Annotated in this window: 22 protein-coding genes; 7 read left to right on the top strand and 15 right to left on the bottom strand. The window is 52.1% G+C overall.

Features of this window, described 5'->3' with window-relative positions; all coding sequences use genetic code 11:
- Positions 1 to 23: 23 nt before the first annotated feature.
- The gene (gene cstA / locus HV314_RS18215; protein ID WP_016152202.1) at positions 24 to 2129 is read left to right on the top strand and encodes a pyruvate/proton symporter CstA; all 2106 of its coding nucleotides are present in this window, start codon (positions 24 to 26) and stop codon (positions 2127 to 2129) included.
- A gap of 63 nt (positions 2130 to 2192) precedes the next feature.
- Entirely contained in the window at positions 2193 to 2390 is a 198-nt protein-coding gene (locus HV314_RS18210; RefSeq protein ID WP_019076244.1) for a YbdD/YjiX family protein, read from the top strand.
- 104 nt (positions 2391 to 2494) lie between these two features.
- On the opposite strand, the gene HV314_RS18205 is transcribed toward HV314_RS18210, so the two are convergent.
- Positions 2495 to 3583, bottom strand: coding sequence for an oxidoreductase (locus HV314_RS18205; RefSeq protein WP_181546381.1), 1089 nt, complete (start codon positions 3581 to 3583; stop codon positions 2495 to 2497).
- 132 nt (positions 3584 to 3715) lie between these two features.
- Between HV314_RS18205 and HV314_RS18200 the strand changes: the two genes are divergently transcribed.
- A complete protein-coding gene (locus tag HV314_RS18200) occupies positions 3716 to 4876 on the top strand; it encodes a pyridoxal phosphate-dependent aminotransferase (RefSeq protein WP_181546379.1) in 1161 nt (386 codons plus the stop codon).
- Here the strand turns inward: HV314_RS18200 and HV314_RS18195 are convergent, their stop codons facing one another.
- The 4 genes from HV314_RS18195 to dsbG form a co-directional block, all read right to left on the bottom strand.
- On the bottom strand, positions 4877 to 5494 hold the full coding sequence (locus HV314_RS18195) for an IbrB-like domain-containing protein (protein WP_181546377.1): 618 nt from the start codon (positions 5492 to 5494) through the stop codon (positions 4877 to 4879). It lies immediately after the preceding gene.
- Positions 5479 to 6702 carry a phosphoadenosine phosphosulfate reductase gene (locus tag HV314_RS18190; RefSeq protein ID WP_181546376.1) on the bottom strand — a complete coding sequence of 408 codons (1224 nt, stop codon included), beginning with the start codon at positions 6700 to 6702 and terminating at the stop codon, positions 5479 to 5481. Before HV314_RS18190 ends, HV314_RS18195 begins: the two co-directional genes overlap by 16 nt.
- 148 nt (positions 6703 to 6850) lie before the next feature.
- The gene (gene citR, locus HV314_RS18185) at positions 6851 to 7771 is read right to left on the bottom strand and encodes a DNA-binding transcriptional repressor CitR (protein WP_181546374.1); all 921 of its coding nucleotides are present in this window, start codon (positions 7769 to 7771) and stop codon (positions 6851 to 6853) included.
- 205 nt (positions 7772 to 7976) lie between these two features.
- Positions 7977 to 8723, bottom strand: coding sequence for a thiol:disulfide interchange protein DsbG (gene dsbG / locus HV314_RS18180; RefSeq protein ID WP_094760674.1), 747 nt, complete (start codon positions 8721 to 8723; stop codon positions 7977 to 7979).
- 374 nt (positions 8724 to 9097) lie between these two features.
- On the opposite strand from dsbG, the gene ahpC reads away from it, so the two are divergent.
- Positions 9098 to 9661 carry an alkyl hydroperoxide reductase subunit C gene (gene ahpC / locus HV314_RS18175; RefSeq protein WP_004859485.1) on the top strand — a complete coding sequence of 188 codons (564 nt, stop codon included), beginning with the start codon at positions 9098 to 9100 and terminating at the stop codon, positions 9659 to 9661.
- Between the two features lie 154 nt (positions 9662 to 9815).
- Positions 9816 to 11381, top strand: coding sequence for an alkyl hydroperoxide reductase subunit F (ahpF, locus tag HV314_RS18170; protein WP_016152210.1), 1566 nt, complete (start codon positions 9816 to 9818; stop codon positions 11379 to 11381).
- Between the two features lie 250 nt (positions 11382 to 11631).
- Here the strand turns inward: ahpF and uspG are convergent, their stop codons facing one another.
- Together uspG and rnk are read right to left on the bottom strand one after the other, a co-directional pair.
- Positions 11632 to 12060: a universal stress protein UspG gene (gene uspG / locus HV314_RS18165; RefSeq protein ID WP_016152215.1), complete on the bottom strand. Its 429-nt coding sequence runs from the start codon at positions 12058 to 12060 to the stop codon at positions 11632 to 11634.
- A 187-nt stretch (positions 12061 to 12247) separates the two neighbouring features.
- Positions 12248 to 12658: a nucleoside diphosphate kinase regulator gene (gene rnk / locus HV314_RS18160; protein WP_005120853.1), complete on the bottom strand. Its 411-nt coding sequence runs from the start codon at positions 12656 to 12658 to the stop codon at positions 12248 to 12250.
- Positions 12659 to 12933: 275 nt separating this feature from the next.
- Here rnk and HV314_RS18155 point away from each other — a divergent pair, with 275 nt between their 5' ends.
- Together HV314_RS18155 and HV314_RS18150 are read left to right on the top strand one after the other, a co-directional pair.
- Complete coding sequence (locus HV314_RS18155; RefSeq protein ID WP_181546372.1) at positions 12934 to 13764, top strand: alpha/beta fold hydrolase; 831 nt, start codon at positions 12934 to 12936, stop codon at positions 13762 to 13764.
- A gap of 96 nt (positions 13765 to 13860) precedes the next feature.
- On the top strand, positions 13861 to 14484 hold the full coding sequence (locus HV314_RS18150) for a flavin reductase family protein (RefSeq protein ID WP_047359504.1): 624 nt from the start codon (positions 13861 to 13863) through the stop codon (positions 14482 to 14484).
- A gap of 41 nt (positions 14485 to 14525) precedes the next feature.
- On the opposite strand, the gene rna is transcribed toward HV314_RS18150, so the two are convergent.
- The 8 genes from rna to citC form a co-directional block, all read right to left on the bottom strand.
- Positions 14526 to 15332, bottom strand: coding sequence for a ribonuclease I (gene rna / locus HV314_RS18145; RefSeq protein ID WP_049282446.1), 807 nt, complete (start codon positions 15330 to 15332; stop codon positions 14526 to 14528).
- A 110-nt stretch (positions 15333 to 15442) separates the two neighbouring features.
- Entirely contained in the window at positions 15443 to 16906 is a 1464-nt protein-coding gene (gene citT / locus HV314_RS18140; protein WP_016152219.1) for a citrate/succinate antiporter CitT, read from the bottom strand.
- A gap of 25 nt (positions 16907 to 16931) precedes the next feature.
- Positions 16932 to 17837: a triphosphoribosyl-dephospho-CoA synthase CitG gene (citG, locus tag HV314_RS18135; protein ID WP_049269763.1), complete on the bottom strand. Its 906-nt coding sequence runs from the start codon at positions 17835 to 17837 to the stop codon at positions 16932 to 16934.
- The gene (citX, locus tag HV314_RS18130) at positions 17806 to 18360 is read right to left on the bottom strand and encodes a citrate lyase holo-[acyl-carrier protein] synthase (RefSeq protein WP_153646825.1); all 555 of its coding nucleotides are present in this window, start codon (positions 18358 to 18360) and stop codon (positions 17806 to 17808) included. The genes citG and citX overlap by 32 nt, the downstream gene beginning before the upstream one ends.
- Positions 18361 to 18363: 3 nt before the next feature.
- A complete protein-coding gene (gene citF / locus HV314_RS18125; protein WP_016152222.1) occupies positions 18364 to 19896 on the bottom strand; it encodes a citrate lyase subunit alpha in 1533 nt (510 codons plus the stop codon).
- Between the two features lie 9 nt (positions 19897 to 19905).
- Positions 19906 to 20814: an aldolase/citrate lyase family protein gene (locus tag HV314_RS18120; protein WP_016152223.1), complete on the bottom strand. Its 909-nt coding sequence runs from the start codon at positions 20812 to 20814 to the stop codon at positions 19906 to 19908.
- The gene (gene citD, locus HV314_RS18115; RefSeq protein WP_003831276.1) at positions 20811 to 21107 is read right to left on the bottom strand and encodes a citrate lyase acyl carrier protein; all 297 of its coding nucleotides are present in this window, start codon (positions 21105 to 21107) and stop codon (positions 20811 to 20813) included. The genes HV314_RS18120 and citD overlap by 4 nt, the downstream gene beginning before the upstream one ends.
- The gene (gene citC, locus HV314_RS18110) at positions 21104 to 22180 is read right to left on the bottom strand and encodes a [citrate (pro-3S)-lyase] ligase (protein ID WP_016152224.1); all 1077 of its coding nucleotides are present in this window, start codon (positions 22178 to 22180) and stop codon (positions 21104 to 21106) included. The genes citD and citC overlap by 4 nt, the downstream gene beginning before the upstream one ends.
- Positions 22181 to 22271 lie beyond the last annotated feature (91 nt).

Here is a 22271-nt window from a genome sequence, read left to right as displayed (position 1 = left end):
ACCAGGACAACGGAAAACCAAGTATGAATAAATCAGGGAAGTACCTCGTCTGGACAGTGCTCTCCGTTATGGGAGCATTTGCCCTCGGCTATATCGCATTAAATCGTGGCGAACAGATCAACGCGTTGTGGATAGTCGTGGCGTCGGTCTGTGTCTACCTTATCGCTTACCGTTTCTACGGCCTGTACATCGCGAAAAATGTACTGGCGCTGGACCCGACGCGTATGACGCCAGCTGTGCGTCATAACGATGGTCTGGACTATGTTCCTACCGATAAAAAAGTGCTGTTTGGCCACCATTTCGCGGCGATTGCTGGAGCGGGTCCATTAGTTGGACCGGTGCTGGCGGCGCAAATGGGCTATCTGCCGGGTATGATCTGGCTGCTTGCCGGGGTGGTACTGGCGGGGGCGGTGCAGGACTTTATGGTGCTGTTTGTTTCTACCCGTCGCGATGGTCGTTCCCTTGGCGAACTGGTGAAAGAAGAGATGGGCCCAACGGCGGGCGTCATTGCGCTGGTGGCCTGTTTTATGATCATGGTGATTATCCTCGCGGTACTGGCGATGATCGTCGTGAAAGCGCTGACCCACAGCCCGTGGGGAACCTACACCGTCGCCTTTACTATCCCGCTGGCGATCTTCATGGGGATTTACCTGCGTTATCTGCGCCCGGGCCGCATTGGTGAAGTGTCGGTCATCGGTCTGGTATTCCTGGTGTTTGCTATTATTTCCGGCGGCTGGGTGGCTGAAAGCCCGACCTGGGCACCGTACTTTGACTTTACCGGCGTACAGTTGACCTGGATGCTGGTGGGATACGGCTTTGTCGCCGCCGTACTGCCGGTGTGGCTGCTGCTGGCGCCGCGTGATTATCTCTCTACCTTCCTGAAAATCGGTACCATTGTTGGTCTGGCGGTAGGGATTCTGATCATGCGTCCGACGCTGACCATGCCTGCGCTGACCAAGTTTGTTGACGGTACAGGCCCGGTCTGGAGCGGTAACCTGTTCCCGTTCCTGTTTATTACCATCGCCTGCGGTGCGGTCTCTGGTTTCCACGCGCTGATTGCCTCCGGCACCACGCCGAAGATGCTGGCGAATGAAGGTCAGGCCTGTTTTATTGGCTACGGCGGGATGCTGATGGAATCCTTTGTCGCCATTATGGCGCTGGTGGCGGCCTGCGTTATCGACCCGGGCGTCTACTTTGCGATGAACAGCCCGATGGCTGTACTGGCACCTGCCGGAACCACCGATGTGGTTGCGTCAGCGGCACAGGTTGTGAGCAGTTGGGGCTTTGTTATCACGCCTGATACGCTGCATCAGATTGCGAACGATGTCGGCGAACAATCCATTATCTCCCGCGCAGGCGGTGCGCCGACGCTGGCGGTGGGCATGGCGTATATTCTGCATGGTGCACTGGGCGGAATGATGGATGTGGCGTTCTGGTATCACTTCGCCATTCTGTTTGAAGCCCTGTTTATTCTGACGGCGGTAGACGCCGGTACGCGTGCCGCACGCTTTATGCTGCAGGATCTGCTGGGCGTGGTGTCACCGGGTCTGAAACGTACCGATTCGCTGCCTGCGAACCTGCTGGCAACGGCGCTGTGTGTGCTGGCCTGGGGTTACTTCTTGCACCAGGGCGTGGTGGATCCATTGGGTGGTATTAATACCCTGTGGCCACTGTTTGGTATCGCCAACCAGATGCTGGCCGGTATGGCGTTGATGCTTTGCGCGGTGGTGCTGTTCAAGATGAAACGTCAGCGCTACGCGTGGGTGGCGCTGGTACCAACGGCCTGGCTGCTGATTTGTACCCTGACCGCCGGCTGGCAGAAAGCGTTTAGCCCGGATGCGAAAATTGGCTTCCTCGCCATCGCTAACAAGTTCCAGGCGATGATCGACAGCGGTAATATTCCGGCGCAGTACACTCAGTCGCAGCTGACGCAGTTGGTGTTTAACAACCGCCTGGATGCGGGTCTCACTATCTTCTTCATGGTAGTCGTTGTGGTGCTGGGTCTGTTCTCCATCAAAACTGCACTGGCAGCACTGAAAGAGGACAAACCTACGTCGAAAGAAACGCCATACGAACCGATGCCTGAGAATGTCGAAGAGATTGTGGCGCAGGCGAAAGGCGCGCACTAATATTCTCTTAACCAACGAGCCCTCTCCTGAATGGGGAGGGCGTTTGTTCGACAGGGAACCACTATGTTTGAAACGCTCTCTAAAGCCGGGAAGTATTTGGGTCAAACCGCCCGATTAATGATAGGTGTGCCGGATTACGACAACTATGTTGAGCATATGCGCGTCACGCATCCGGACCTGACACCAATGACCTACGAAGAATTTTTCCGCGAACGCCAGGATGCGCGCTACGGGGGGAAAGGCGGCGCACGCTGCTGTTAATGTTCTTCATCATTCAAGCTGCAGGCGTGTTCACCCTGGTCACTTATCTTTGTAAGCTCCAGGGGGTTCGCTGCGTTGCCGCCATCAGGCATCCCACACCATAATCACACCGTAAACGATTCTACTTTTTCGAACGCTGCGCGCAGCGTCTGTGGCGTTAACGTTACCGGCAGCGCATGAATGGACTCCACCGGGCGCAGGGTGTGCGCAATCACGTTGTCGATTTCGGCGCGGTTGTTGATGTCCACTTCCAGTTGAGCCAACCGGGTTGGCAGGTTGAAGCGCTGATAGGCGGTAATTAACTGCGCCAGCACATCATCTTGTCCCAGCAGCGCGCTTTGCACCAGTATGCCGTACGCCACTTTGGTGCCATGTAAAAACTTCTCCGTTTGCGGGAGCACGGTCAGGCCATTATGTACCGAATGCGCCGCCGCCACGCGGGTGTAGCGCTCACCCAGACCGCCGACCATGCCGCCTCCGGCAATAATTGCATCCACCACATCGCAAAACGTGCGGCTTAACGTGCCTTGTTGCTTATCGACCAGCGCCTGCTCGCTGCTTTCCAACAGGACGTCGCGGATCGTCTGCGCAGCATGGATACCCAAACGTACGGTCAGAGGCAGGTTTTCCGGCTCAGGCGCGAGCACGACGGCCTCGTACCATTTCGCCAGCGTGTCGCCGATCCCCGCCAGTAAGTATTCTTCAGGCGCATTGAGAACGATCTCTGGCTCGACTAGCACGAGGAAATTGGCGTCAGCGAAAATTTCGAAATGCAGCGCCTGGCCTGCATCGTTGTACCAGACGGAGAGCGGTGTCCATGCGGCGCAGGTCGCTGCGATAGTCGGAATACCGACAAAAGGCAGACCCAGACGACGAGCCAGCGCTTTGGCTGTGTCGAGCAATGTCCCGCCGCCCACACCAATCACCACGCTGCGATTGTCTCCTGACTCTTTTGCCAGTTGAGTAACATCGGTTTCGCTGCAATGTCCCGTAAACAGCAGGTGCCTGGCATCGGCAAGATGAAATGCCTCAGGCAGATAAGGGCGGGCCGCGTCGATGGCGCGTTCACCGTAAACCCAGACGGCGCGTGAGAGTTGCTCTGCGGTGAAAAAATCGTTGAGTCTTGACAGGCTGCCGGGATGGGAAAAATAGTTGGCCGGGCCGGTGACGACGCGAATCTCGGTATTACTCATGTTGTGTTGTCCTTTTGGCTGTCCTGTCAATGCAGGTTATTTTTATATAGACGTCTGAACGTCTTGATTGCCAAATACTAGCATCGTGCTATAGTGGCTTCAACCACAACATCACCCGCTGGGATAACAATAATGAGTAATAACCCGCTGATTCCGCAAAGCAAACTGCCTAATCTTGGCACCACTATTTTCACGCAAATGAGCGCGCTGGCGCAGCAGCATCAGGCCATTAACCTCTCGCAGGGATTTCCTGATTTTGACGGGCCACTCTTTTTGCAGGAACGTCTGGCGTATCACGTCGCGCATGGCGCAAACCAGTATGCGCCGATGACGGGCGTACAGCCGCTGCGCGAAGCCATTGCGGATAAAACCGCGCAGTTGTACGGCTATAAACCTGATGCGAATAGTGAAGTGACCGTGACGGCGGGGGCCACAGAAGCGCTGTTCGCCGCAATTACGGCGCTGGTGCGTCCTGGCGATGAGGTGATTTGTTTTGACCCGAGCTACGACAGCTATGCGCCCGCGGTCGAATTATCCGGCGGCGTAGTTAAACGTATCGCGCTGCAACCGCCGTCTTTTCGCGTCGACTGGCAGGAATTTAGCGCTGTACTCAGCGAACGTACCCGACTGGTGATCCTTAACACGCCGCACAATCCTTCCGCCACCGTATGGCATCACGCCGATTTTGATGCTCTGTGGCAGGCAATTAAAGAACGCGAGATCTTTGTCATCAGCGACGAAGTTTATGAGCACATTTGCTTCGCCGGACAAGGACATGCCAGCGTGCTGGCGCATTCACAGCTGCGCGAACGCGCCGTTGCCGTTTCATCGTTTGGGAAGACCTACCATATGACCGGCTGGAAAGTCGGCTACTGCGTTGCGCCTGCCGCCATTAGCGCTGAATTACGCAAGGTACACCAGTATCTGACGTTCTCAGTGAATACGCCGGCTCAGCTGGCGCTGGCGGATATGCTGCGGAAGGATCCAACACACTATCGTGAGTTGCCAGCCTTTTATCAGAAAAAACGCGATGTGTTGGTGAACGCGCTGCGTGACAGCCGGCTGGAAATTTTGCCGTGTGAAGGCACCTATTTTCTGCTGGTCGATTACAGTGCCGTCTCCACGCTTAACGACGTGGAGTTTTGCCAGTGGCTGACCAAAGAAGTGGGCGTTGCCGCGATCCCGTTGTCGGTTTTCTGCGCCGATCCTTTCCCGCATAAGCTGATTCGCCTATGTTTTGCCAAGCAAGAATCGACGCTGCTGGCGGCAGCCGAACGTCTGGTTGCGCTGTAGTTATTTTACTGTCCAGGCTTTGGAGAAGCGACGGTCGGCAAATAACTCTTGCAGACCGTTAATTTGTTTCAGACGTAAAACCTCATCGTCGTCCATACCTAACTCTTTACTGATTTTCTCTTCGCTCCATCCCAGTAGCGATAATTCACGAACGATTTCCGACATGGCATGAATTTTATGCCGCCCACGGGCACGGTTATGACGAATTGTCGCTGCCATGCGTTCATGGCGCTCACGCTGTAAACAGGTGACCGGCAGGTAGCCATGCAGGCGTGATTTCAGCGACGGTTTGCTTTTACCTAGCTCATGACGGTGGAAACCATCGACAATTTCGTATTCTTCCTCCGTGGAGTGAACTACCACGATGGGCTGCGTGAATCCGTCTGCTTCGAGGGATTTCTGCAGCAGCTTTTTCTCCGGAGGCGCAACGTTATTAGGGTTATAGTCATTGGGTGAGATATGCTCGTTTTTAATCCATAGTACACAATCTACTGGCTCTTCACGAAAAGGGCTGACGCTGTGGATAGCCATTCTGAATTGGTTGATTGCTTCAATTCGCTCTTCTTCTGACAGCCCAGAAAGAAAACCAGTGAGTTCTTGAGTTAGTCGGTGTTGCATAAGATTCCCCATTGCTGGCGTTTTATTTTCATGCGTTCATTATAACGTTGGTAGTTTTTAGGTTTTGTGGGGCTGAATGACAGCGCCCGGCACCAGTAGTCGTTATTCAGCAGGACTTTACAGATACGCCGCCACGACGGAATATCCGCTGAGCCAATATCTTTTTCCTGAGTTTGTGGGATATTGTCCATGCCCTTTTTCTTATACCACTGCAAATAGATGGCGATTTTATTGCGATAATGCTCAGCGGTCGTTTCCGGCATGCTGTTGAGTAGCAGCATGGCGTATTCCTGCCAGTTTAAATGTTCGGGTTTCAATATTTTGCGGTGCCCGTAAAAATGGTTGTCGTGACCGGCATAAATTCCGCCACTTTTTACACCGCTGACACGGGCGCACATGGCTGCCCAGCGCTCGGGTTCAATGACGTGATATAGCCATAATCCCTGACGCTGTTCCGGGCCAAAGGGCTCACAAATACGCATGTAACGTGTTGGGACACCGGCCTGATACATGAGATTGTATAAGGGATTGCACGACATTCTGGTTTTTGCGAACCAGGTCCAAATATCGGCAGTTTTCCAGTCATAAATCGGGTAAATATACCAGGTATGCCCGCCGGGGGCGCTGGTGGTCCAGGGTTTATCATCGGCAAAGCGCTGCTTTTGCGAATTGGCAATGGCGACAAAACGATTATATGACTCATCGGCGCGGATCCCGACCATCATGCCGGCTGGACGTTTCTCTGAATACCAGTCAGCGAACTCGCGAACAAATTGTTCAAAGGTCATGCCGGGTTGATAGAAGGAGAAATACTCTGGATCGGTTATGGCATCCGTGGGAGGCTGGCGAACCCACGGAGTACCTGGTTCCCAACACTGCCATTCTGGCTGAAATTGAGAGAGGGAATTCTGGGTGGTGAGCGGTAAAGCCACCCAATAAAAGCGCTCGATGACATCAGAATAACGTGCACGAAGCGCCTCAACATAATCAATAGTGCAGGAAAACTGGGCTTCCCAGTCGATAAATACTACGTCAATTTTTTTATGCAGTTGGCGTGCAAGCATAGCTGTCAGATGTAACATCAGTCCTGAATCTTTCCCGCCGGAGAAAGAGACACAAACCCGAGGCAGAGTTTCCAGCGCCCAGGTTATGCGCTCCAGAGCGGCGTCCAGCACGTTTTGATCAAGCGGGATTTTATAAATAGACATATTAAACTCATATCAGAATTATTATTTAAAACAATAACAAATGCTGACAATAAGATATGCTAATTTTTTTCATGTGCAACGTTTTAATACATTCATAATTGTTTTGAATTGCCTTCATTCATAAAAATACAAAATGAATAGGTAAGCTCTATTTGTTAGTCCTTTGGTCATTTTTATCATTTATTTTATTGATTAAATTAACGAAACCAGTATTGTTGAGTGATGCTCTGTTATACATCATAAATAAATTTATTTTGGGTAATGGGATATCGATACAGATCTCTTTTAAATTAAATGAGCCGGTATATTGTTCGTAAACATCTCTTGGTAACAGACCTATGATATCTGTATTTGAAATAATGTTAATGATCGTTATTAATGAGTCGCTGCGGAAGCCAACATCTCGATTAGCCAGCAATGTGCTGGTTTGTTGCCAGTATTCCTTAACACCTGTATCTTCAGAAATAAGTTGCGTGAACTGTTCTTTTAATATTGTTTCAAGCGTACTTTCTCCATTAATTCTCGGATGGTTATTGTTGCAAACTAATATTGTTTCGACAGTTTTAAATGGCGAGCATATTATCGAGCGATTACTCACTGGAGCGGTAGCAATGACTAAATCTGCTTTTCTGTAAGCCAACAGATTTTCCGTACTTTCAGCAGTGATCAGTATGTTATGGTGCTCAATTTCGACATGAGATTCTTCTCTGACAAAATGAATAATTTCCTCGATGTTGATAATTGTTGGTAGTTGTGGACAGTAAATAATGAATTTTTTCTTTAGACTGGAGTTATTCATGATATTTATTGTCTGCTCCAGACTGTTGAGATTTTTCTCAAGATGATGATGGAGGTTAATCCCCATAATCGTTGGTGTTATGCCTTTTCCGGAGCGGATAAACAGTGGGTCATTAAATTGTGTGCGTAGCCGTTGCAGTGACTGGCTAACAGCAGAGGGGGTGATATACAAAGTTTCGGCAGCTTTAGTGATACTCAAATGTTGATAAATACACTCAAAGATAACCAATAGATTGAGATCGAACTTTTTAAGGTCATAGAGGTTAGCCATACATACCTTCCTGTGATGGTCATGTTTTGAAAAATTTAATTCTGAAATATTTTAAGTTGTGAATATTCTTGTGGTTTATGTTTGTGTGCTTAATGAATTATTAATTTAAACTAAAAATAGCACATGTTGCGTAATTTTGACCAAAAAAGTTAATTTAAATGAGTGATTGACATGGGAATGATAACAACCACTCATTTTTTCACATTTATTTATTACCCATGATAATGTTTAATTTCTCCTTATCCGGTAAGCCGATTTCCTGTTGTAACGTATCGTCTTTACTCATGTAATAGATAGCCGGCGTGACGTTGGCGCCTAAATCATCCATCAACTTTTGATTGATATTCAATACCTTCATCTGCTCCGGTGAGACGGAGGTCGGGATTTGTAGCTTCATTTTCCCACCGGATGCCTCATAGTCATGCCAGGTCTTGGCCGGATCTTTTGCGGCCAGAATCGCTGCGGCGGTAGCCGGGCTTTCGGGTTTAATTACGCCAACCAGTAATGTGCGCAACTGAACTTTACCTGAGTCCACCCACGGGCGAGCCTGCTGCCAGAACTGTTTGCAATAGGGACAGAAGGGATCGGCAAACACGTAAACAATGACCGGAGCCTCTTTTTTCCCGTCCAGAATCCAGGATGCTTTTTCCATTCGCTGCCACATTTCGCGCCCGGCAGGGGCGTAGATCTCTTTTTCTATCAGCGAATTACTGAGGTTTTCGCCTTTTTCGTTATACATATAACCGGAAATGGCGTGTTTACCGTCAGGCGTAACATAAATAGTAACGCCCATATCCTGGTATTTTCCCAGGTAGCCCTTCATTCCACCGGGCGCGTCGAAGGGTTTCAGAATAGTAATGCCCTGTTTCTCAATAGCTTTAACGGGGGCAGGAAGTTCTTCGGCGTGCACCACGGCAGGAAGCAGGGTTAAGAGTAAGGTACGTTTAAACATTGATTTTCCTTATAAAATCAGAAGGAAAGGGGGCTAAGTTGCAAAACCTATCGCAGCCATAGGTAAGATCGACCGTCTGTCGATTGCCCTTTCTTGAGTTGGGTGATGTAATCCCAATCGCTGTTACGACCTTTGTTAAGGTAATGTAGAGCGCAACACATAGCCAGCCCTGCTGGCACTGACGTTACCTGCGGGTAGCTCGGGTAATGAGGCTCCCTGCAAAGGGGGCCTTTTTTACTTTTATCTTTAGGTTCACAACATGAGTTTGAGTGGGTTGTTAGTTAACGCTTATTGATTTGATAAAGGAAACGCATTAGCCCTGCGAAGAGATTTTCGTTAACTTATCTCTCAACGAAAACACGGAGGAAGTACAGATGTCTTTGATTAATACCAAAATTAAACCTTTCAAAAACCAGGCGTTCAAAAACGGTGAGTTCATCGAAGTAACCGAGAAAGATACCGAAGGTCGCTGGAGCGTCTTCTTCTTCTACCCGGCTGACTTTACTTTCGTTTGCCCGACCGAGCTGGGTGATGTGGCTGACCACTACGAAGAACTGCAGAAACTGGGCGTAGATGTCTATTCCGTATCTACTGACACCCACTTCACCCACAAAGCATGGCACAGCAGCTCTGACACCATCGCGAAAATCAAATACGCGATGATCGGCGACCCGACTGGCGCCCTGACCCGTAACTTCGACAACATGCGTGAAGATGAAGGTCTGGCTGACCGCGCAACCTTCGTTGTAGACCCGCAGGGTATCATCCAGGCAATCGAAGTTACCGCTGAAGGTATCGGCCGTGATGCGTCTGACCTGCTGCGTAAAATTAAAGCCGCACAGTACGTTGCCTCTCACCCAGGTGAAGTTTGCCCGGCGAAATGGAAAGAAGGCGAAGCGACCCTGGCTCCATCCTTAGATCTGGTCGGTAAGATTTAAGTCGCATAATTTGTAGGCCGGATAAACGCAGTGCATCCGGCCATTCCACAGGCGCAGTTTGCGCCTGTTTCATTCCAGCACCATGACGCAAGTTGCATTAATGCAGTCCCGCAAAGTCGGCTTGCATGATGATGTTTTCAGAGAGGGAAGAAGAATGCTCGACACAAATATGAAAACCCAGCTCAAGGCTTATCTTGAGAAACTGACCAAACCTGTTGAGCTGATTGCTACGCTGGATGACAGCGCTAAATCGGCAGAAATCAAGGAACTGCTGACTGAAATTGCTGAACTGTCAGAAAAAGTCACCTTTAAAGAAGACAATACTCTGGCGGTACGCAAGCCATCGTTCCTGATTACCAATCCAGGTTCTCACCAGGGGCCGCGCTTTGCCGGTTCTCCGCTGGGCCATGAGTTTACCTCCCTGGTGTTGGCGCTGCTGTGGACCGGTGGTCATCCGTCAAAAGAGGCGCAGGCGTTGCTGGAGCAGATCCGCGATCTTGACGGTGATTTTGAGTTTGAAACCTATTATTCGCTTTCCTGTCATAACTGTCCGGACGTGGTACAGGCGCTGAACCTGATGTCGGTACTGAATCCACGCATCAAGCATACGGCGATTGACGGCGGTACATTCCAGAACGAAATTACCGATCGCAACGTGATGGGCGTTCCGGCGGTGTATATGAACGGCAAAGAGTTCGGTCAGGGGCGTATGACGCTGACTGAGATCGTGGCGAAAGTAGATAGCGGCGCAGAAAAACGTGCTGCACAAGAGCTGAATAAACGTGATGCTTATGACGTGCTGATTGTCGGTTCTGGTCCTGCGGGGGCGGCAGCGGCAGTGTACTCTGCACGTAAAGGTATTCGCACTGGTCTGATGGGCGAACGTTTTGGCGGTCAGGTTCTTGATACCGTTGATATTGAAAACTACATCTCGGTACCGAAAACCGAAGGCCAGAAACTGGCGGGCGCGCTGAAAGCACACGTTGATGACTATGATGTTGATGTGATCGACAGCCAGAGCGCAAGTAAACTGGTTCCGGCGGCGCAGGAAGGCGGTTTGCATCAGATTGAAACGGCATCCGGTGCGGTGCTGAAAGCACGCAGCATTATCATTGCCACCGGTGCGAAATGGCGCAACATGAACGTTCCGGGTGAAGATCAGTATCGCACCAAAGGCGTAACCTACTGCCCGCACTGCGATGGCCCGCTGTTTAAAGGCAAGCGCGTTGCGGTGATTGGTGGCGGCAACTCCGGTGTTGAAGCTGCTATTGACCTGGCAGGCATTGTTGAACATGTGACGCTGCTGGAGTTCGCACCTGAAATGAAGGCTGACCAGGTGCTGCAGAATAAGCTTCGCAGTCTGAAAAACGTCGATATTATTCTGAATGCGCAAACGACAGAAGTGAAAGGCGATGGCAGCAAAGTCACCGGCCTGGAGTATCGCGACCGCGTGAGTGGCGATGTTCACAGTGTGGAACTGGCGGGTATCTTTGTACAGATAGGTCTGCTGCCAAACACCAACTGGCTGGAAGGTGCCGTCGAGCGTAATCGCATGGGTGAAATCATCATTGATGCCAAGTGCGAAACCAGCGTGAAGGGGGTTTTCGCCGCTGGTGACTGCACTACCGTACCGTATAAGCAGATCATCATCGCGACCGGTGAAGGCGCGAAGGCCTCATTGAGTTCGTTTGATTATCTGATTCGCACGACAGTAGCATAAAAAAAGTAAGATACACCTGCAATGCCAAAACCGTCAGCCATCCGCTGGCGGTTTTTTATTTCCACGCTTTCAGATTGTCAATTCTTGAAACAATAAACCGCGTAACACATTTATTTAATGAGTCTGACCATTAGTTTCATCAAAGAAAGATGAGGCGTTTTCTTTATTATATCAACCTGCAGTACGTTTTCATGGTCACCCCTGTCAGGCGTTAACCTGGCAGGGGTTTTCTTTAGCAAATTAGAGGCTATTAACGTACAACCAGCACTGGCAGAGTAGCGTGGCGAACAACGCTGGAAGCGTTTGAGCCGAGCAGATGAGTGCTGATTGATGGGTTGCGCGATCCAATGACGACCACATCCGCATTCAACTCTTCACCCAACTCGTTGACGACGTCACGTACGCTGCCAAAGCGGACGTGTTGTTTAATACGGGAAGGATCGATGCTGAAGTGACCGACCATCGTTTGCAGACGGGTTTCCGCTTCGTGTTGTAGATGCTCTTCAAAACGACGGACATCGGCTGCAAAGCGGTGCAGGCTTAAGCTTGCTGAGCCTGGCAGCACATGCAGCAGATGAATAACCCCGTTTTCCTGTGCCAGAAATTCTGCATGGCGAATAGCCTTGTCGCTCAGTTCCATTTCGAATACATCAACAGGCATTATGATTGTGTTGTACATAAACATTCTCCTTGTCATTACATGAACACATATCAGCATAGTATTAAAAATGATTCTGTCAGTCACGACACAGATTTATGTTTTGCGAACAGGAGATAAGGTGAGAGTCAGGAACTGGGGACTAACCGGAAAGAGGATGCGGATGCATCCCCTGTAAGATAAAGCGAGTGGCTTTGATAAGACAGAGTTAGCGCAGGTAGTCGCCTGCAGCTTCAGGTTGGTACTCAAGCTCGATGACTTCGAGGTGTGTTGAGGTCCCGCCTGGTAGTTCCCAGTGAATAGTGTCGCCAACGCGCAGACCCAGAAGTGCCGCGCCAACAGGTGCCATTACCGAAAGCTGTGTGCTGCTGTCAGTCATATTGGCCGGATACACCAGGGTACGCACACGGACTTCGCCATCACTCAGATTGCGGAATTTCACGCGGCTGTTCATGGTCACGACATCGTGCGGCATGGTTTCTGGTGAACACATTTGGGCACGATCCAGCTCGGCGTTCAGGGCGTCGGCAATCGGTAAACCAGCAAACGCAGGTTGCTCCAACAGGCGGTCAATGCGTTCCGCATCGAGGTCGTTAATGATGATAGTTGGTCTGGACATTTGTTACTCCATGTCGTCGATACTGCGGGTGCGCAGGTAAATAATCCCAAAAGAAAACCCTCACCGTCAGGCGGCAAGGGTTTAGCTTTTATGATGATACTGAGACTTACCCCTGGTTTGAAGTGATTTAGTTCACATTCAGGCAAATCATCAATATTGTTGCGTATGGTGTGATTTTAGCCGAAAAACGCGATCGTTCTCCAATTTGCATTATGCTTTTTAAGCGCTCGCTGCGGGCGCGTCAAACAACTCAGTGTTCCGCGACAGGAGATCTCATGAGCCAGTACGACAAACTTACCTTGAAAGACGGCAGCTATTTGCATTTTAAAGATTGGGGAAGTGGGCAGCCTATCGTCTTTAGCCATGGCTGGCCGCTGACGGCAGATGCGTTTGAGGATCAGATGCTGTTCCTCGGGTCGAAAGGATTTCGGGTGATCGCCCATGACAGGCGCGGGCATGGGCGTTCAGCCCAACCCTGGGATGGTCACAATATGGATCAGTATGCTGACGATCTGGCTGAACTTACCGCGTATCTCAATCTTAAAGATGCCGTACATGTCGGACACTCTACCGGGGGCGGGGAAGTGGCGAGGTACATTGGTCGCCATGGAACGCAGCGGGTAGCCAAAGCGGTGTTAATCGGCGCGGTGACGCCCATAATGATCAAGACCGACTTTAACCCAAATGGTGTGCCGAAAGAGGTGTTTGATGGCATCCGTGAGGGAGTGATAAACGATCGCGCTGCCTTCTTCTATGAACTGACCGCTGCATTCTATGGCTACAACCGCCCGGGCGTAAATGCGTCGAAAGCCGTTCGTGAAAGCTTTGTTGAACAGGGCTTACAAGGTTCCATCAAAGCGTTGTACGACTGTATTCACGCGTTTTCAGAAACTGACCTGCGTGAGGATCTCAAAAAGATGACTATCCCGACGCTGGTGATCCATGGTGATGACGATCAGATTGTCCCGTTTGAAACCTGCGGAAAGGTTGCGGCGGAAATACTGCCTGACGCGCAGTTGAAGGTGTATGTTGGCGGTTCGCATGGCATTTGCACTACCCATAAACAACAGATCAACGGCGATCTGCTCAACTTTATTCAATCGTAATCTTTAGCGGATTGTTCTACGCTGATCTTCTTTTTCCAGGGAGATGAGCGAAGCATAATTTGTGCTGCGCTGATGTTAACTTCAACAGAGAACGCTATGTATTTCTATCAACCATCACAAGGACACGGCTTACCGCATGACCCGCTGAATGCCATCATTGGACCGCGCCCTATTGGCTGGATTGCATCCCGTGACAGCGACGGTCGGCATAATCTTGCACCGTACAGTTTCTTTAACTGCTTTAATTATCATCCGCCGATTATCGGTTTCGCCAGCAGCGGCTGGAAAGATAGCGTGCAGAATATTATCGACACCGGTGAGTTTGTCTGGAATCTGACGACTCTTGAGCTGGCCAGCGCGATGAACGAAACGTCAGCCAGCTTGCCTCACGGCGAGGATGAGTTTTTTGCCGCCGGGCTAAGCAAAGCAGATAGTCGGATAGTCAGCGTGCCGCGCGTGGCGCAAAGCCCGGTCAATTTTGAGTGTCGCTTATCGCAAAGTCTGCAACTGACCACCGCTGATGGTTCGCCTGTTGAAACCTGGCTGGTGCTGGGAGAAGTGGTGGGTATCCATATTGATGAAACGCTACTGGAAGGCGGCATCTACCAGACGGCGAAAGCAAAACCGGTACTGCGTGCGGGCGGGCCAACGGCGTATTATTCGATCAGTGAAACACACCGCTTTGATTTAATTCGCCCGGATGCCCGTTCAAAACGCTAACCATATGGACCGACGCCAGCTTGCCGCGCCGGTCGTTATTTTCAGTATCCCACTTTGTCGATAATAAACTGTTTACCGCAGTTACCCGGATGCGGTTGCGGTAAGAATGACTGTGCGGATAACGTCTGGTTAATGGTGTCGGCTTTCAGTGACAACTGGATTTCTGTGAGATAGGCCGGATTGCCGTGGCAGCTTAGCTTCACGGCTTTGACGTTCTCTCTGCCCCAGCTTTTAGCGACGGCGGCGTCAAATGCGCTGCGGCTGACGGTTTTGCCGTAGTTTTCCGCGAGGAATTTGCCAGCCTCGCTGTTCTTAACCTCATTATTCATCCGTACCATCGTGCCGAAGTATGCGTCGGGATCAAAACCGAAACAGGCGCCATGTTTGGCATATTCGTAACGTTCCAGACAGGATCTCCCGCCGGCACCGGGCATTACGGCACTGAGTTTTGCCGCGCTTTCCAGCGACAGGCCCGTTTCGGGAGCCGCGCATTTACGGCTGGCGCGCGCTTCAGGCAGGTTGGGAATAGGGCGAGTCGCGCAGCCAAAGCGCATCCAGCGGCGGTTGTCTACTCCACGGGCGGCGATGGATTTTGGCAGGCTGGGCCATAAACCGTGAACGGTCAGGAAATCTGCTTTATCCGCGCTCTCTTTTTGCAGACGACATTCGTCGGGCTCTTGACGATTTCTCTCGTGTTGGCTCTGACAAAATCCGGTTTGCCAGGAGAGGGCCAGCACGTAGCTGTCAAAATCAGCGTACTGTTTTGCCTGAAGTTCGTCGGCCTGAGCTACAGAAACTGGGAGCAGAAGTGCTGCCAGCAGCGAAGAATAACGCCATGTTGATGTCATGATGATTTCGGATACTTATATCAATTCTGAATATCATCTATTTAATCATAAAAAATGCCAGTCAGGTTTAGCTGACTGGCATCATTTTCATCAGGCGGGAACCCGAATGATTAGCTCCACATTGCCAGAATCGGCCAGCCGACCAGCAAAAGCATAGAGATGTAGATAACGCCGAAGATAGCACCCAGACGCCAGTAGTCTTTGGACTTCACATAACCGCAGCCGTAAATAATAACGCCAGGGCCAGTTGCATACGGAGTCAGACAGCCCATGATACCGATGGACAGTACCAGCAGGATACACAGGTGTTCCATCGGAACGCCCGGGATGCCTTTGCCGACGGCCAGAATAACCGGCAGCATGGTGGCGGTGTGTGCGGAAAGGCTGGCAAACAGGTAGTGAGCAAAATAGAACACCAGCACCAGAACGATCACGGTCGCGTTAGGCGAGAAGCCTTCCAGGTGCGAGCTCATCGTGTTGGCGAACCAGTCGATGAAGCCTGAACGGGTTAAACCATTCGCCATAACGACCAGCGTGGCGAGGTTAACCAGGGTGTTCCATGCGCTGTTATAACGGGTGATGTCTTTCCACGGGACAACGTGCAGAGCCAGCATCAGCGAGACTGCCAGTAGACCCACAGCGGTCGCATCAATCAGTTTACCGCCAAAGACCCACAGACCCAGGCTGAGCAGAACCAGACCGATCAGGGTCAGCTCTTTACGCGTCAGTTTACCCATGGTTTTCAGTTCATCACCAGCCCACGCGGCAACTTCAGCACTGTGAGTAACTTCTGGCTTGTAAAGAACATAGGACAGCCACGGAGCAACGATCAGCAAAATAATACCAACCGGCAGGAAGCTGAGGAACCATTGCAACCAGCTGATTTGAATACCAGCAATTTTATTGACGAATTCCAGACCCAGCACGTTAGGTGCAGCACCGGTAACGAACATAGAGGAGCTCAGGCTGGTACTGATTACCATCATCCACATCAGATATCCGCCGATACGGCGCGCGGACGGATCGTTCGGGAATGATTTAAACAGCGGCGGCAGGTTTTTGATAACCGGGAATACGGTACCACCGGTACGCGCGGTGTTGGATGGTGTAAACGGCGCCAGCAGAATGTCGATGATGACAATCGCGTAGCCCAGCGTCAGGGTGCGTTTACCCATGAATTTTACCAGGAACAGCGCGATACGACGACCCAGACCGGTGACTTCATAGCCCAGCGCGAAGATAAACGCGCCAAACACCAACCACACGGTAGTGCTGGAGAAGCCTGCCAGACCCCATTTCAGCGCTTGCTTACCCGCTTTAAACGCCGGGTCGGCCAGCTCTGAAGCATCAAACAGCAGATAGTTGCTGCCGATGACACAGATCGTTACGGCGATAAAGCTTATCGCTGTTGCCGGGATTGGCTCCAGGATCATCCCAACAATCATTGCCACGAAAACGGCAAAATAGTGCCAGGCCTGCGGGGGCATTCCATCAGGGACAGGGATAAGAAACATGACGCCCATTACGACCAATGGGGCCAGTAATTTCCATATTTTATCTTTTGCTAAAGACATGTGTGTGATTCTCCGGAAAGGATCTTTAATTGTGATAATGATGAACTTGTGAAATCTGAGCTAAGAACCAGGTGACGATCAGCAGGTCGGCGCAGCCTCCTGGGCTGAGGTTGCGTTCAATGCACTGTTGGTCGAACTGGCGCAGGTATTCGAGATCGGCAGGGGTGCGAATCCCCCCTTGCTGCAATAGAGTTGTGGCCTGCTGCTGTAGCCAGCGCAGACCTTCTGCGCCGCCACGTGAAGCCACGTTGGTGTCGCCATTGATAGACATCAGCAGCAATAACGTGTCGAGTAGCGCCAGTTCAGGATCGCGGCCCTGAGTCAGCAGTGCGCGGTAGTGCGGCAGGGCATGCTTGATGACTAGCGGGTATCCTGCTTCGGCTTCGCCCCGTGCGCCGGTTAATCCCAGTTGCTGATAAAGACGTTGGCCAGCCGTGAGTTGTTGATTGTTCTGGCGCAGTTCGCGCTCGGTCAGGCCACGGCAAAATGTTGCTGCCGTAGAGCAAAGGGTTTCAGCGGTAACAGTCAGTTGGAGCTGGTGCAGGCGGCCAATGGCGGCACACAGCAGCCCCAGTGAAAAGATGCTCCCTTTATGGGTGTTTACCCCCTCGGTGGCGCGAAACATATCGGCTTCGCAGGCCATACCCAGTGGGCGCAGTCCTTTCAACACATCTTCAGGCGACAGCTGTGCGCTAAACGCCCCATATTCAATAAAACGCGGCAGCCAGGCCTGAATTGCCTCAGCGCTGCGATGAAAATCTTCCAGCGCCATATCTTTATGTGCGCCGTTGTTAATACGATCCACCAGACCCGGTTTGGGCGACAGGTTGACTTCAGTCAACATGGCCCGCCAGGCAAGCGTTGCGTAAGCGTCAGGCAGATCCAGAGGAAGGACTGCGTTATTGGTTGATGTTGCGGGAATCGGCATCATGCAGCAGTGCCTCCATCTGAGAGAGTAAGTCGGAAAGCGCGTGGGTTTTACCCCGCGCGCATTCGGCAGCGCTTTGCTCGCACAGCAGACAGCGGCGGGCAGGGAGTGCGAAATGACGTCGGGACAGAATTTCCCCATCAGGGGTCAGGACATCGATGTCCCATAACCGTCCCAGCGGATGTGAATGCTCAAGTTCAATCGTGGCGAGCTTGAGGTCGTGGGCCGGGGCCTCAATAGACAAAAGACCTTCCGGACCGCTGGCAGAAACCAGCGCCGTTTGCTCTCTGATAATCCAGGTGGATTTTTCCGCCAGCGCGAGCAGGGCGGTGACGCCGTGATTAAAGATGCGACGGGTTAATGCGCTGTCTTTAATCGGACCCGGTACGACCACGGTAAATGAGACCAGTGGCGCGTGATGACGCGTCAGCCAGGCATGTTGCCTTGCTTGTCTCTCATCCCGGCTGGCGAGCAGCTCGGGAATCGAAACCGCGTGTTGGGTGGCGTGTTCAGGGAGCAGGCGCATGGCTTATTCCTTCACCTGATGCACAACGTCAATCACCGAGCCATCGCGGTAACGCACAACGGCAATCACGCGGTCGGTGAATTCGATAGCGCGTGGCTGACCGGTGAGCTGCTGTGCACGTTCGCGCAGCCATTCAATGGACACCACTTTCATACCGGCTTCTTTCAGACGTTCAGCCAGTTCCGGACGCGCAGGGTTAACGGCGATACCGTGGTCAGTGACCAGGATGTCTACGCTGGAGCCTGGGGTTACGCAGGTCAGGACGTTATCAACCAGCGTCGGGATGCGTCCGCGAACCAGCGGAGCGACAATGATGGAAAGCGCAGCGGCAACCGCAGTATCGCAGTGACCGCCGGATGCGCCGCGCAGTACGCCGTCAGAACCGGTCAGTACGTTAACGTTGAAGCTGGTATCAACTTCCAGCGCACTCAGCACCACGACGTCCAGACGATCGACGGAGGCGCCTTTTGAGCCCCAGTTGGCATACTGGTTGGCACTGATCTCAATGTGGTTTGGATTGCGGGCCAGCGACTCAGCCGCGTTACGGTCAAAGCTCTGTACGTCCAGCAGTTTGCGAATCAGGCCTTTTTCGTGCAGGTCAACGATGGTAGCGGTGATGCCGCCCAGCGCGAAGTCAGCACGGATATCGCGGCTGCGCATCTTGTCTTCCAGGAAACGAGTAACGGCCAGAGAAGCGCCGCCGGTTCCTGTCTGCAGTGAGAAGCCTTCATTGAAGTAACCGGAGTTAGCAATGACGTCTGCCGCGCTACGGGCGATTAACAGTTCTCGCGGGTTGGTGGTCATGCGTGTCGCATCAGCACCGATTTTGTCCGCATCGCCGACCTGATCGATCTGTACAATCAGATCCACCTGATCCTGCGTAATGCTGGCCGGGTTATGCGGATAGGTCAGCAGCTGTTCAGTCAGCAGGACAACCTGTTTTGCATTTTCGGCATCGACGCGGGCATAGCCCAGTGAACCACAGCACGCTTTACCGGTATAGCCGTTAGCGTTACCAAACTGGTCGCAGGACGGTACGCCGAGGAACGCCACATCAATACTGAGTTCGCCACTTTGCACCAGGTGTACACGGCCGCCATGGGAGTGGACCTGCACAGGCTCGGCCAGCAGGCCACGCGAGATCTCTTCCGCCAGCGGGCCACGCAGCCCGGAGGTGTAAATACGGCTGACCACGCCCTGACGGATGTGCTCAACCAGCGGAGCATGGCAGTCGCTCAGGGAGCTGGAGGCCAGCGTCAGATTTTTAAAGCCCATTCTGGCGATGGCGTCCATCACCAGGTTAATCGTCAGATCGCCACCGCGAAAAGCGTGGTGGAAAGAGATGGTCATGCCATCCTGTAAACCTGAACGACGAATGGCGTCTTCCAGGTTAGCGCACAGCTTCTTGTCGCGCGGTTTTTGCGCCTGTAATTCTACTTTTGCGGTGCTCTGATAAGCGGAAAGCTCACTTTCTGCATGACGGCTCCAGGTCGCCACGCGATCCTGGCGTTGAGACTGTTCGATTTTCTGCGTCATTTTTTTGCCTTATTCTTCGCGAATGCCGGAAAGTTCTGCACGGGAGATAACCAGAAGGGCGCGCTCGATAACCGGGCTGTCGACCATTTTGCCGTTCAGGGAAACTACGCCACGGCCTTCGCGAGCGGCGGCTTCAGCGGCTTCCACGACCAGGCGCGCGTGAGCCAGCTCTTTGCGTGTCGGCGCGTACAGGTTGTGCAGGAGCTCGATCTGGCGCGGGTTGATGAGCGACTTACCGTCAAAACCCAGTTGCTTGATGTGTGCGGCTTCATGCAGGAAACCCGCTTCGTTGTTGGCATCGGAATAAACGGTGTCGAACGCCTGAATGCCGGCAGAGCGTGCCGCCTGCAAAATAGAGCAGCGGGCAAACAGCAGTTCAGTCCCTTCCGGAGAGCGCTCAGTGCGCAGGTTACGCACATAATCTTCCGCACCCAGTGCAATACCGATCAGGCGCTCGGAAGCGTGGGCAATTTCTACCGCACGGGTAATGCCTAACGGCGATTCGATGGCAGCTAACAGACCGGTACTGCCGGGCTCACGGCCACAGGCTTTCTCGATACGCAGGATTTCGCTTTCGATGTCGATGACGTCCTGCGCGGTATCGGTCTTCGGTAAACGCACGATGTCAGCGCCGCCGCGTACCACGGCTTCGAGATCGTTAATGCCCCATTCGGAGTCGAGGGCGTTTACGCGCACGATAGTTTCAACGTCGTGATACAGCGGATGCTGCAGCGCGTGGTACACCATACGGCGAGCTGTATCTTTCTCGCGCAGCGCGACGGAGTCTTCCAGGTCGAACATCAGCGCATCTGCCGGATAGATGAACGAGTTGCTGACCATGGCGGCATTGGCGCCCGGTACGAACAGCATGCTGCGGCGGGTACGGGGTTTACGTTGCTGCAAAGATTCACTAATCACTGGCAATCCTCCCATGGCAGTGCAGGAATACCGCCAGCGCGGGCCAGTAGTGCTTCCAGTCGCGCACGTAAAATGCAGTCCAGTGCGCCTTTATCATCAACATTTAATTGCACGCCGCGTACGTTGTAGCGGGACAGAACGTCCAGAATGGTGGCCCGGATGGCATCACCGAACTGCTTTTCGACGCTACTGTTAACCTGCAGGTCAATATCCTGCGAATCGAGTGGGGCGATGCGAATCATCACATCACCGGACTCGAGTGTGCCTGCGACGGCTGCCTGGTTTATTTTCATTTTTCACCTGTTGCTAATGCGGGGGTATTTTGGCGGACTGCCGCACCCGATGAGGCCCGCTCAACCATGCTTTGCAGATAGTGCAGCGTGGCGTCAGGGACCAGGGATGCGATAGCCGTGAGATCTTTTTTAACCAGCAGCTTGCGCACCCAGGAGGCAGAAATCGGCATCTCCTGGAAGCACAGCCGCTCAATTTCCACCAGTTCAATCGGTGGGGCGGGAAGCGTTGGGGTCTCCAGCCAGTAGCGCATATCGTTGTTGTACTGGGAGGTGACGGTGCAATACGGCTCGGTACCGACGAAGCGGTGCGTGACGCCGAGAGCCGGGGCCAGATACTGGCGGAAGATTTTCAGGTCTATTTCGGTATAGCAGTGGTTAATAACGCTCTGCTCTTTGATGAAGTAGCACGGGAATGTGGCGCGGGAAATGATGTATTCCGAACCGCGATGAACGGTTAAACGTGGAATGTCTTTTGTCCCTTTAAGCACCAGATCCAGTCGGTCTTCATACGGAAAACGCGAGGTATCTTCTTTCACCAAAAACAGATGCAGCCAGTCACATTGCGCGGCTGCTTGTTGGATCAGAAAACGATGTCCGTTGGTGAAGGGGTTGGCGTTCATGACGATACAGCCAATTTTTTTCCCTTCATGGCGCTGTTTCGCCAGTGATTCAGCGTAGCGTTTCAGACGTGTAGTGCTGTTTTCCATCAGCACCATAATGCCGGGAACGCTGGTCAGCGTAGAAAAACCGCACTGCTTAAACAGCGACTCGTACTCGGTTTTGGTATAGATGAAGAGGTGCGTACAGTGGCGCTCATAGGCGAGGTTGATTAACTCGGTCGCCAGCGTCAGCGCTAAGCCTTCACCCCTTACGGATTCGCAGATGGCGACGCACTTTATGATATTGCCGGCAATGCCGCCGCAGGCAATCAGGCGGTCATCACGGGTGACGGTGATAAATACTTCGACAGTTGTATCAACGCTCAAATCATTCTCTTTCAGAAATTGCGCGATAGCCGCCATCTTTTTATTTTCTGAGCGTTTAACTTGCGTGAATATATTATTACCGAACATAGTGAATAGAGCCCCGATGCTATATTTGTTACTGGGTTTCTGTTTTTGTTGCTCTGTTTAGCAACCTGATAACTTCTTGTTTGCAATTGAA

Origin of the sequence: Citrobacter sp. RHBSTW-00887 (genome assembly GCF_013728095.1) — a bacterium.
Classification (GTDB): domain Bacteria; phylum Pseudomonadota; class Gammaproteobacteria; order Enterobacterales; family Enterobacteriaceae; genus Citrobacter; species Citrobacter braakii.
This window is presented reverse-complemented; position numbering and strand designations above follow the sequence as displayed.

What these genes read in the sequence shown, in the direction of transcription:
- cstA (WP_016152202.1), top strand. Translation starts at nt 24, where the DNA reads ATGAATAAATCAGGGAAGTACCTCGTCTGGACAGTGCTCTCCGTTATG.
- HV314_RS18210 (WP_019076244.1), top strand. Translation starts at nt 2,193, where the DNA reads ATGTTTGAAACGCTCTCTAAAGCCGGGAAGTATTTGGGTCAAACCGCC.
- HV314_RS18205 (WP_181546381.1), bottom strand. Translation starts at nt 3,583, where the DNA reads ATGAGTAATACCGAGATTCGCGTCGTCACCGGCCCGGCCAACTATTTT.
- HV314_RS18200 (WP_181546379.1), top strand. Translation starts at nt 3,716, where the DNA reads ATGAGTAATAACCCGCTGATTCCGCAAAGCAAACTGCCTAATCTTGGC.
- HV314_RS18195 (WP_181546377.1), bottom strand. Translation starts at nt 5,494, where the DNA reads ATGCAACACCGACTAACTCAAGAACTCACTGGTTTTCTTTCTGGGCTG.
- HV314_RS18190 (WP_181546376.1), bottom strand. Translation starts at nt 6,702, where the DNA reads ATGTCTATTTATAAAATCCCGCTTGATCAAAACGTGCTGGACGCCGCT.
- citR (WP_181546374.1), bottom strand. Translation starts at nt 7,771, where the DNA reads ATGGCTAACCTCTATGACCTTAAAAAGTTCGATCTCAATCTATTGGTT.
- dsbG (WP_094760674.1), bottom strand. Translation starts at nt 8,723, where the DNA reads ATGTTTAAACGTACCTTACTCTTAACCCTGCTTCCTGCCGTGGTGCAC.
- ahpC (WP_004859485.1), top strand. Translation starts at nt 9,098, where the DNA reads ATGTCTTTGATTAATACCAAAATTAAACCTTTCAAAAACCAGGCGTTC.
- ahpF (WP_016152210.1), top strand. Translation starts at nt 9,816, where the DNA reads ATGCTCGACACAAATATGAAAACCCAGCTCAAGGCTTATCTTGAGAAA.
- uspG (WP_016152215.1), bottom strand. Translation starts at nt 12,060, where the DNA reads ATGTACAACACAATCATAATGCCTGTTGATGTATTCGAAATGGAACTG.
- rnk (WP_005120853.1), bottom strand. Translation starts at nt 12,658, where the DNA reads ATGTCCAGACCAACTATCATCATTAACGACCTCGATGCGGAACGCATT.
- HV314_RS18155 (WP_181546372.1), top strand. Translation starts at nt 12,934, where the DNA reads ATGAGCCAGTACGACAAACTTACCTTGAAAGACGGCAGCTATTTGCAT.
- HV314_RS18150 (WP_047359504.1), top strand. Translation starts at nt 13,861, where the DNA reads ATGTATTTCTATCAACCATCACAAGGACACGGCTTACCGCATGACCCG.
- rna (WP_049282446.1), bottom strand. Translation starts at nt 15,332, where the DNA reads ATGACATCAACATGGCGTTATTCTTCGCTGCTGGCAGCACTTCTGCTC.
- citT (WP_016152219.1), bottom strand. Translation starts at nt 16,906, where the DNA reads ATGTCTTTAGCAAAAGATAAAATATGGAAATTACTGGCCCCATTGGTC.
- citG (WP_049269763.1), bottom strand. Translation starts at nt 17,837, where the DNA reads ATGATGCCGATTCCCGCAACATCAACCAATAACGCAGTCCTTCCTCTG.
- citX (WP_153646825.1), bottom strand. Translation starts at nt 18,360, where the DNA reads ATGCGCCTGCTCCCTGAACACGCCACCCAACACGCGGTTTCGATTCCC.
- citF (WP_016152222.1), bottom strand. Translation starts at nt 19,896, where the DNA reads ATGACGCAGAAAATCGAACAGTCTCAACGCCAGGATCGCGTGGCGACC.
- citD (WP_003831276.1), bottom strand. Translation starts at nt 21,107, where the DNA reads ATGAAAATAAACCAGGCAGCCGTCGCAGGCACACTCGAGTCCGGTGAT.
- citC (WP_016152224.1), bottom strand. Translation starts at nt 22,180, where the DNA reads ATGTTCGGTAATAATATATTCACGCAAGTTAAACGCTCAGAAAATAAA.